Annotated in this window: 7 protein-coding genes; 5 read left to right on the top strand and 2 right to left on the bottom strand. The window is 36.7% G+C overall.

Features of this window, described 5'->3' with window-relative positions:
• Together VNJ50_RS04285 and VNJ50_RS04290 are read right to left on the bottom strand one after the other, a co-directional pair.
• On the bottom strand, window positions 1–1,185 hold a 1,185-nt coding region (locus VNJ50_RS04285), incomplete at its 3' end, for a DUF5686 and carboxypeptidase-like regulatory domain-containing protein (protein ID WP_325579384.1).
• Window positions 1,186–1,313: 128 nt separating this feature from the next.
• A complete protein-coding gene (locus VNJ50_RS04290; protein ID WP_325579386.1) occupies window positions 1,314–2,291 on the bottom strand; it encodes a pyruvate dehydrogenase complex E1 component subunit beta in 978 nt (325 codons plus the stop codon).
• Between the two features lie 228 nt (window positions 2,292–2,519).
• Between VNJ50_RS04290 and VNJ50_RS04295 the strand changes: the two genes are divergently transcribed.
• The 5 genes from VNJ50_RS04295 to VNJ50_RS04315 all read left to right on the top strand — a co-directional run.
• Window positions 2,520–3,266 carry an electron transfer flavoprotein subunit beta/FixA family protein gene (locus VNJ50_RS04295; protein WP_325579388.1) on the top strand — a complete coding sequence of 249 codons (747 nt, stop codon included), beginning with the start codon at window positions 2,520–2,522 and terminating at the stop codon, window positions 3,264–3,266.
• Between the two features lie 106 nt (window positions 3,267–3,372).
• Complete coding sequence (locus tag VNJ50_RS04300; RefSeq protein ID WP_325579390.1) at window positions 3,373–4,335, top strand: electron transfer flavoprotein subunit alpha/FixB family protein; 963 nt, start codon at window positions 3,373–3,375, stop codon at window positions 4,333–4,335.
• Window positions 4,336–4,535: 200 nt separating this feature from the next.
• A complete protein-coding gene (locus VNJ50_RS04305; protein ID WP_325579392.1) occupies window positions 4,536–5,144 on the top strand; it encodes a bifunctional nuclease family protein in 609 nt (202 codons plus the stop codon).
• 13 nt (window positions 5,145–5,157) lie between these two features.
• Window positions 5,158–6,870 (top strand): nucleoside transporter C-terminal domain-containing protein, encoded by a 1,713-nt coding sequence (locus VNJ50_RS04310; protein WP_325579394.1) that lies wholly within the window; start codon window positions 5,158–5,160, stop codon window positions 6,868–6,870.
• 99 nt (window positions 6,871–6,969) lie between these two features.
• A partial coding sequence (locus VNJ50_RS04315; RefSeq protein ID WP_325579396.1) for a hypothetical protein occupies window positions 6,970–7,683 on the top strand: 714 nt, incomplete at its 3' end.

Here is a 7,683-nt window from a genome sequence, read left to right on the forward strand (position 1 = left end):
GCTCAAAGCTTCCATTCGGTTTTGTTCCCAAAAATCGTCATCTCTATTATATACATCGACGTCAAAATTATATACTTCTTGAGCGTAAAATTTATCGTCTTTAGGGATGTCAAACTCGTAGTTATCATAAAGTGTGGTACGCTTGCCATAAACACCGCGCGATTGTTCCTTTTTACTGAAAGCAAAATCAGACATAAAATAATCGCGTTTAATCAAAAACACCGAATCGTTCAAAACCTCAAAATCCTGCTCAATATAAATTTCTTTTACCCAATTAATATTAGCACTTTTTGAAGCTTGCATGTTGATTTCCTTAATAGCATAAGTGGTATCATTGACCCAGAAATCACCTTTAAAAGTCAATTCGTTTTTTCGACGTGGATAGTAAACAATATTATAACACCATTTATTATCTATAAAAGCACTGTCGGAAAGCACATAATTATAGGTATTGACGCCAGTCCTAGATAGCGGACTCACAAAGCTTTTATCAAAAAACTTGAGGTAATTATCGTAAATATCAAAATCTGAATACAGATCATCTACAAAATCAATAATGATTTGATTATTGCTAAAACCCGAATTTTTGTTGCCTTTTAAATCTTCTTTTTCCTTCTTTTTTAAATTATCGCCATAAACTTTGCTACTGGCTTCATTGATGAAAATAGGCAAATAGGTTTTTCCTGTAACGCGGCTCGTATCGACTTGATCGAAAACAAATTCCATCCCTCTGAACAACTTACTTTTAATCAACGCACTATCAATCGTATTGATATCAAACTCAACTTTCTCGTATTTATCGTATTGGTATTGTTTGAATTGGCGTAATCCGTTTTGACGCTTCCGTTCCCAAATTTTCTTTAAAATGGCAATGGCCGGATTTTCACTTTCTTTTTTGGACTGCTTTCCGGTAACGATAAAAACCTCACCCAATTGATCCAAGGCTTCCTTTAAAATGAGTTTTAAATCATAGTTTACCTTTTTGGTCAAAGGGATTTCTAAAGTTTCGTAACCCATAAATGAGACGACCAAAGTATTGTGAGTTGCACTGGACTCCAAATAAAACTTTCCATCTTCATCGGTAATTGTTCCTTCCGTCGAACCTTTAAAAAAGACATTGGCATAGGCTACAGAAACGTTGTTTTCATCATAAACATACCCACTAACCTTAGTCTGGGCGTACATGGAACACATTCCGAAGAAAAAAAATAAGCAGCGTAGATTTAGGTTCATAAGGCAAAAAAACTTCACCAACACTAAGGTCAATGAAGTTATGATAACGTAATCCCAATAACTATCGTATTGGAAACAATTTATTTATACAATACTATTTTAACCGCTTTAACAACCTCATCACTATCTGGCAACCATTCTTTAAATAGTTCTGGTGAATATGGCGCAGGCGTATCGGCCGTATTGATTTTGATCACTGGGGCGTCCAAATAATCAAAGGCTTCAGATTGTACGATATAGGTAATTTCTGTAGAAATATTCCCGAATGGCCAAGCTTCTTCCAAAACGACCAAACGGTTGGTTTTCTTGACCGATTTTAAAATCGTTTCTTTATCTAATGGACGAATAGTTCTCAAATCGATGATTTCACATGAGATACCTTCTTTTTCCAATTCCTCAGCAGCTTTATATGCTTCTTTTATAATTTTACCAAATGACACGATGGTCACATCAGTACCTTCACGTTTAACTTCGGCAACGCCCAGCGGAATAGTATATTCGCCATCTGGCACTTCACCTTTATCACCATACATTTGCTCACTTTCCATGAAAATTACAGGATCGTCATCACGGATGGCAGCTTTCAAAAGTCCTTTGGCATCGTATGGATTAGATGGCACTACAACTTTTAATCCTGGTGTATTTGCAAACCAATTTTCAAAAGCTTGTGAATGCGTCGCTGCCAATTGTCCTGCGGAAGCCGTTGGTCCTCTAAAAACTATTGGACATTTAAATTGTCCGCCAGACATTTGTCTAATTTTAGCAGCGTTGTTAATGATTTGATCAATACCAACCAAACAAAAGTTAAAAGTCATATATTCGACGATAGGACGACAGCCTGTCATGGTCGAGCCAATAGCTATACCAGCAAAACCAAGCTCTGCAATAGGGGTATCAATAACGCGTTTTGGTCCAAACTCATCCAGCATTCCTTTTGATGCCTTATATGCACCATTATATTCGGCTACCTCCTCACCCATCAAATAAATGCTTTCGTCACGTCGCATTTCTTCACTCATAGCCTCACAAACAGCCTCTCTAAATTGAATTGTCTTCATTTCATTTCAAAATTTAAATCAATTAGCAAAAGTAACAATAAAACGAAAACTAAAACGAAAAGAATTATTTAAAATTTATTATGCATGCATAGCAAATATATCGTCTAAAATAATTAACTTCGTAACCAAATCGAATAAAAGACCATAGGCGGCAAAAATTTGTAGTTTTAGGTTGATAAAACTCATAAAAACCGTCATAAAACTAATAATGTTATAAATAATAAAAACATGAAAATACTTGTATGTATTAGCCACGTGCCCGATACGACCTCAAAAATCAATTTTACCGATGACGACACCAAATTTGACACCAATGGTGTTCAGTTTGTAATTAATCCGAATGATGAATTTGGACTAACGCGTGCCATGTGGTTCAAGGAAAAACAAGGTGCCACCGTTGATGTTATTAATGTTGGCGGCCCAGAAACAGAACCTACATTACGCAAAGCTTTAGCTATTGGCGCCGACAGTGCCATTCGTGTGAACACCGCTGCAACCGATGGTTTTGCTGTTGCCAAACAACTGGCCAATGCGGTTAAAGATGGCGGCTATGACCTCATCATTGCAGGTCGTGAATCTATTGATTATAATGGCGGAATGGTTCCAGGGATGCTCGCCGAATTGATAGGCGCAAATTTTGTAACCAATTGCATTAGTCTTGAAGTTGATGGGACAAACGCTAAAGCTGTTAGAGAAATTGACGGCGGAAAAGAAACCGTTTCTACAACTTTACCACTAGTTATTGGTGCTCAAAAAGGATTGGTAGAAGAAAGTGATCTTCGCATTCCAAACATGAGAGGCATTATGCAAGCCCGTCAAAAACCGTTAAACGTTGTTGAACCTGTTGAGGCAATCAAAGAAACATCGACCGTAAAGTTTGAAAAACCAGAACCGAGAGGTGCCGTGAAAATGATTTCACCAGATAATCTTGACGAATTGATAAACTTACTTCATAACGAAGCGAAAGTCATATAAATATCAAAATCCAATACAAGGTATTAAAATTTGGATCTTGAAATAAAAAAATCAGAAATTAATCATGAGATTTTCACCTACGTGGAAATGATAAAAACAACAGATTATGTCAGTTTTAGTATATACAGAATCAGAAGAAGGAAAGTTCAAAAAAGTTGCTTTTGAAGTAGCTTCCTACGCAAAGGCAGTTGCAGACCAAATGGGAACAACTGTTACCGCTATTGCCATTAATGCCAATGATGTTTCAGAATTAGGAACTTATGGTGTTGATAAAGTATTAAAAGTAAACGATGCAAAATTGGATGCTTTTAATGCCAAAACCTACGCTAACATTATCAAACAAGCTGCAGAAAAAGAAGGCACCAAAGTAGTAGTGCTAAGCTCTAGTGCAGACAGTAAGTATTTAGCGCCTTTATTGGCCGTTGGATTAAACGCTGGTTATGCCTCCAACGTGGTTGAGGCGCCGACAAGTGCTTCACCATTTACCGTAAAACGAAATGCTTTTACCAACAAAGCTTTTGTATTTTCAACCATTGATACCGATGTCAAAATTGTTGGTATTTCCAAAAACACATTTGGGATTAAAGAAAATTCTGCGAGTGCCACTGCCGAAGATTTTTCACCAGCTATTCCTGATAATGATGTTCATGTGGACTCCGTTGACAAAGCCACCAATAGCGTAACCATTGCAGATGCAGAGATTGTCGTTTCTGGTGGTCGTGGGTTAAAAGGCCCTGAAAATTGGGGCATGATTGAAGATTTAGCAAAAGTTTTGGGCGCAGCCACAGCCTGTTCAAAACCAGTATCCGATTTAGGTTGGAGACCACATGGAGAACACGTGGGGCAAACCGGAAAACCTGTAGCAGCCAATTTATATATTGCTATCGGTATTTCTGGAGCTATTCAACATTTAGCCGGAATCAATGCTTCTAAAGTAAAACTTGTCATCAATACCGATCCTGAGGCACCCTTTTTTAAGGCGGCAGACTACGGCATCGTTGGTGATGCTTTTGATGTCGTTCCAAAACTTACAGAAAAACTAAAAGAATTTAAAGCTCAAAATGCTTAAATTCCTTAACTTGTAACAGCATTTAGCTGACAAGTTAAAATAATTGCCATAAATACACACCTCAAACCTAATATTAAAGAGGTTTGTATTTGTGGCAAAAATTTTCAAAATAGTATTTTTGTTTCAGTAACTTCCCAAAAAATATGACGACCACAGTTGGTAAAGTCCTAATTTAAACAGTTATTTGCTTTTTATTTTATATGAGTTTAGTCCGATTGAACATAAAGGGAATATCCTACAGCCAAACGCAAAACGGTGCTTACGCCTTGATATTGAATGAGGTAGATGGCGACCGCAAACTCCCTATTGTCATTGGCGCCTTTGAAGCACAATCCATTGCCATTGCGCTCGAAAAGGAAATCCGCCCACCACGTCCATTGACCCACGATCTTTTTAAAAATTTTGCCGATCGGTTTGACATCATTATCAAACAGATCATCATCCACAAATTGGTAGATGGTGTGTTTTACTCTAGCTTAATCTGTGAGCGCGACAAAATTGAAGAAATCATTGACGCACGTACCAGTGATGCCATTGCTTTGGCATTGCGTTTTCAAGCGCCAATTTTCACCTATAAAAACATTCTGGATAAAGCAGGAATCTACTTAAAGGTTAATCCACATAAGGAAGATGAGCAGCAAGACAGCATCCTTTTGGATGATTTGGTTGCCGAAGAAATAGAATCTTCAATCCAAGAAAACTACAAAAACAAAACCATCCAAGAACTCCATGCTTTATTGGAGCAAGCCGTCCTAACCGAAGATTATGAACTGGCCGCTAAAATTAGAGACGAGATTTCTAAACGCTAAAACAATCAATCTGATGAAACATTTCTTTTTAGCTTTTACAGCTATTTTTTTTGGGATTACAACAAGCATAGCACAAAGCATAGAAAGAAAATGGAAGCTTGAATCTGTACAAAGCGATCAAAACGACAGTTTATATAGTATCAATCCAGAAACTGATGTTCTAAATTTGACCGACGGTGAGTTCACTTTTTATTTAAAGTCTAAAGACAGCACTGAGAACAAAGGCAGTTTTATAACCCAAAACAAACTTTTAATTCTCTATTACGATACACCATCGGAAACTATTCAAAAGCTAAAAATTAATTCCTTAACCGATTCTACTTTAGTACTTCAGGAAAAAGGAATTCGATACAACCTAACCACCGCAACCGACGCACCATTAAATATCGCAGAGACCACAACAACAAACCAAATCATTGCAAGCGAAGGCTTTACAATGAATAGCTTATTGCGTGGCACTTTGGGCATGTTTGTACTTTTATTAATATCTTATCTTTTAAGTGCCAACAGAAAAGCCATTAATTGGCAAACTATAGGCTTAGGGCTTGCGGCACAATTGTTTCTTGCCATAGGCGTCTTAAAGGTTCCTTTTATTCAGAGAGCTTTTGAAATTGTTGGAAAAATGTTCGTAAAAGTCTTGGAATTTACCCAAGCAGGAAGTGAGTTTTTACTTGGAGGCATGATGGATATCGAAAGTTTTGGATTTATCTTTTTGTTTCAAGTATTGCCAACTATTATATTCTTTTCGGCATTAACCTCAGTGCTATTTTATTTGGGAGTTATTCAAAAAGTGGTTGCCGGAATGGCTTGGGTTTTAACCAAACTGTTAAAAATTTCAGGTGCCGAAAGCTTAAGTGTTGCGGGCAATATCTTTTTAGGGCAAACAGAAGCTCCGTTAATGATCAAAGCTTATCTGGAAAAAATGACCAAATCCGAAATCCTTTTGGTCATGATTGGTGGGATGGCCACTGTTGCTGGTGGTGTATTGGCGGCATACATTGGTTTTTTGGGCGGCGAAGATGAAGCTCTCAAATTATTTTACGCAAAACACTTATTGACGGCCTCTGTGATGGCTGCTCCCGGCGCTATTGTTATTTCTAAAATGCTGTATCCACAACAACAGGAAATCAATACGGATATTCAGGTTACACAAGATAATATTGGCTCTAATATATTGGATGCCATTGCTAACGGTACGACAGAAGGCTTAAAATTGGCAGCCAACGTTGGCGCGATGCTTTTGGTTTTTATTGCTTTTATAGCCATGATTAATTATGGCTTTGGAAAGCTTGGAGGAATAACAGGTTTAAACGCCTTAATTGCAAACAATACGCCTTATGCAGCCTTCTCCTTAGAGTTTATTTTAGGATATATTTTCTCTCCATTAATGTGGCTTATTGGTGTTGCCAAAGAAGACATGGCACTTATGGGCCAACTTTTGGGAATCAAGTTGGCAGCGAGTGAATTTGTAGGGTACATTCAATTGGCTGAACTTAAAGACGTCGCTAACGGAGTACATCTAAAGTTTGAAAAATCAATAATCATGGCAACTTATATGCTTTGCGGATTTGCCAACTTTGCATCTATCGGCATTCAGATTGGAGGCATTGGATCATTGGCACCAGGCCAGCGCAAAACTTTATCGGAGTTTGGAATGAAAGCACTTATTGGCGGAACAATAGCATCTTTATTATCTGCAACTATGGCTGGGATGATTATTGGATAACTACTAATTCCTGCGAAAGCAGGAATCCCATCACACAATATGTTTAACTGAAAGTTTTATTACATTTGGCTGATTAATTGATTTTTATAGAAATATATTATGGAAAAATGGAATGAACTATGTTTTATACTTTCAGAAAGTGTTCCATTCAATGCATCAGAACAAGTTTTTGAATTAAAAGTGATTCAAGCATTTGAAAAATTAGGTTGGAGCCATTTTAAAAAAGAAATAGCAGTCCGAGAAAGCATACCAATAGGTGCAGCAAATAGAATCACACCAGATATTATAATAAAATCACACGACCAAAATCTTTTTGTGATAGAAGTCAAAAATCCAGCAGCCGATTTAAAAAACCAAAGTTATCAAGATCAACTTTCATCTTATATGAGAATGTTGCGCTTAAATTTTGGAATCTTAATCGGAAATGAAATCAAAATCTTTGTTGATGGCCCTTTAGTTGGCTCAAATCAATCTGAACTTTTAGAAAGAATCTCATTTAAAAAAGACAATCCAAAAGGTTTAAACTTTATCAATCTTTTTCAAAAAGAAACTCTCAGTTATGAAAATATTGAGAAATATATTCAGCAAAAAATAGAGAATATAAAAGAAAACCAAACCGTTGAAAACCTAAAAGAAGAAATCACCACAACTCAATACTCTGATTATTTAAAAAACAAACTCAAAAACAAACTTTTAAAAGAATACAGCGAAAATATCGTCGAAAAAGTTTTAGAAGATTTTAAGGTGAAAATTTATGATTCTGCACAAACAGAAGTTCAAAAAACAATCTACCTACAAAGTAGTATACCAAAG

Source organism: Gelidibacter sp., assembly GCF_035577925.1.
Classification (GTDB): Bacteria; Bacteroidota; Bacteroidia; order Flavobacteriales; family Flavobacteriaceae; genus Gelidibacter.

What these genes read in the sequence shown, in the direction of transcription:
- VNJ50_RS04290 (WP_325579386.1), bottom strand. Translation starts at nt 2,291, where the DNA reads ATGAAGACAATTCAATTTAGAGAGGCTGTTTGTGAGGCTATGAGTGAA.
- VNJ50_RS04295 (WP_325579388.1), top strand. Translation starts at nt 2,520, where the DNA reads ATGAAAATACTTGTATGTATTAGCCACGTGCCCGATACGACCTCAAAA.
- VNJ50_RS04300 (WP_325579390.1), top strand. Translation starts at nt 3,373, where the DNA reads ATGTCAGTTTTAGTATATACAGAATCAGAAGAAGGAAAGTTCAAAAAA.
- VNJ50_RS04305 (WP_325579392.1), top strand. Translation starts at nt 4,536, where the DNA reads ATGAGTTTAGTCCGATTGAACATAAAGGGAATATCCTACAGCCAAACG.
- VNJ50_RS04310 (WP_325579394.1), top strand. Translation starts at nt 5,158, where the DNA reads ATGAAACATTTCTTTTTAGCTTTTACAGCTATTTTTTTTGGGATTACA.